Raw genomic sequence first — 1,452 nt, 5'->3', positions numbered from 1 at the left:
CGCGGGCGAGGACCGCCCGGCTCGGATACCGCCCGCATCCGGTCCCTTTGGACCCGGCGTCATGGGCAGTGCTGGAACGCTGCCTGGCTCACCGCGAAGCCCAGCGGACCGACAATCCCCACGTCATGGTCACCCGCCAGACGAAGTCCGGCCGGGGACCGGCGTCCACCGCCTATCTCAGCCACGTTCTGGATGCCTGCGGCTTCCCGCCCCGAATGATCCGCTGCACTCGACTACTCGACCTGGTCAACACCATGGACCCCAAACTCGTCGCCGCCGCCTTCGGCATGGACCCCGAAGCCACCATGATCTACCTCGCCGACCGCGTCTATCCCGGCCGCCTGCCCGGCTCGGAATCACGGTGACGGCGGGCGACCGGCTGACCTACTGTTCAGCGGATGAACACTCACGACGTTGGCCTCAACGAGTTGACCGAGGTGGTCGTCCGCTCCCAGGACAACTCGGCGGTCATGGTGAGGTTCTGTGACCGTTTTCGTCCAGACGAAGACTGCGTGCATTACGCCGTTGAGGCATGCGCGCCCGGGCTGAGCGCCCGTGTCGATGAAGTGGTCGCATGGATCCGGGACGCGGACCTGGTGTCCTTCCTGGAGGAGCTGGCCCGGGACTTTCGAGGATGGGACGGAGAGCGCGTCTGGCAGAACAACGATCACGACCTCACCCTCAGAGTGGTCTTCCGGTCGGGCGGGCATGTCGGGTTGACCTGGACTCTTCAGCCCTGGCCGACTGCCGTCGGCGGCTGGGAGGGTTCCGTCACCACATGGCTGGAAGCTGGCGAGCAGATGTCCGCCCTCGCTGCCGATCTCCGCCGCTTCCTCCACGAGAATTGGAGTGATCGTGGCTGTCCTGCCGACGAATGAGCGTCTCTATATCTGGGGGCGGAACTTGTTCCAGCAACAGCGAGAACCCGTTGTTTGGGCAGGCAGTGTTCTTGCTGCTGCGGCCCGGACGATGGGGCAGTCACCAGAGATCGACGAGGCCCTGATCCTGGCAGAACGTGAAGACCAGTGGCTGCGGGGCCGCGAAGTCTTCGACCGAATCCGGCGACGGAGCCTGAGCCTGAGCCTGAGCAGAGAACACCCGCTGGCTGAGGAACACGCACTGTATTTTGCGCTGGCGGAACTGGTGGCCAAGCTCGCTCACAACGCAGCGGGACAGCGACCGCCTTTCGATCATGATTCGGGTTGGCGCATCGGGCCGACTGCCTATCGCCTCGCCGCGGCGACGGACGATCCGGAGCTTCACGAGCATCTGGCGCGAGTCCTGGGCGGATGGCCACAGGACGTCTGACTATGAAAGTTCCCGCTACGCCTCGTCGAACCTGTCGCAGTTCGGCAGCACCTCGCACAGGTTCGCCGGAACATGTGCGCTTTGGCGATCCCGACGTTGGTCGTCAGGATCGTGCTGGACTTGAGATACCTCTGGTTGATCACC

Annotated in this window: 2 protein-coding genes and 1 pseudogene; all 3 read left to right on the top strand. The window is 64.5% G+C overall.

Going from position 1 to position 1,452, the window contains the following annotated elements; translation table 11 throughout:
* Positions 1–365: pseudogene (locus tag ACWDZ7_RS42815) on the top strand (integrase); the annotation flags it as partial.
* A gap of 33 nt (positions 366–398) precedes the next feature.
* The gene (locus ACWDZ7_RS42810; protein ID WP_451804379.1) at positions 399–878 is read left to right on the top strand and encodes a DUF6228 family protein; all 480 of its coding nucleotides are present in this window, start codon (positions 399–401) and stop codon (positions 876–878) included.
* Positions 856–1,308, top strand: a complete 453-nt coding sequence (locus tag ACWDZ7_RS42805) for a hypothetical protein (RefSeq protein WP_451804377.1) — start codon at positions 856–858, stop codon at positions 1,306–1,308. Before ACWDZ7_RS42810 ends, ACWDZ7_RS42805 begins: the two co-directional genes overlap by 23 nt.
* Positions 1,309–1,452: the final 144 nt, after the last annotated feature.

The sequence above is a fragment of the Streptomyces sp. NPDC003032 genome (assembly GCF_053591415.1).
The sequence above is the reverse complement of the archived record's forward strand: the minus strand, read 5'-3'. Positions and strand labels throughout refer to the sequence as shown.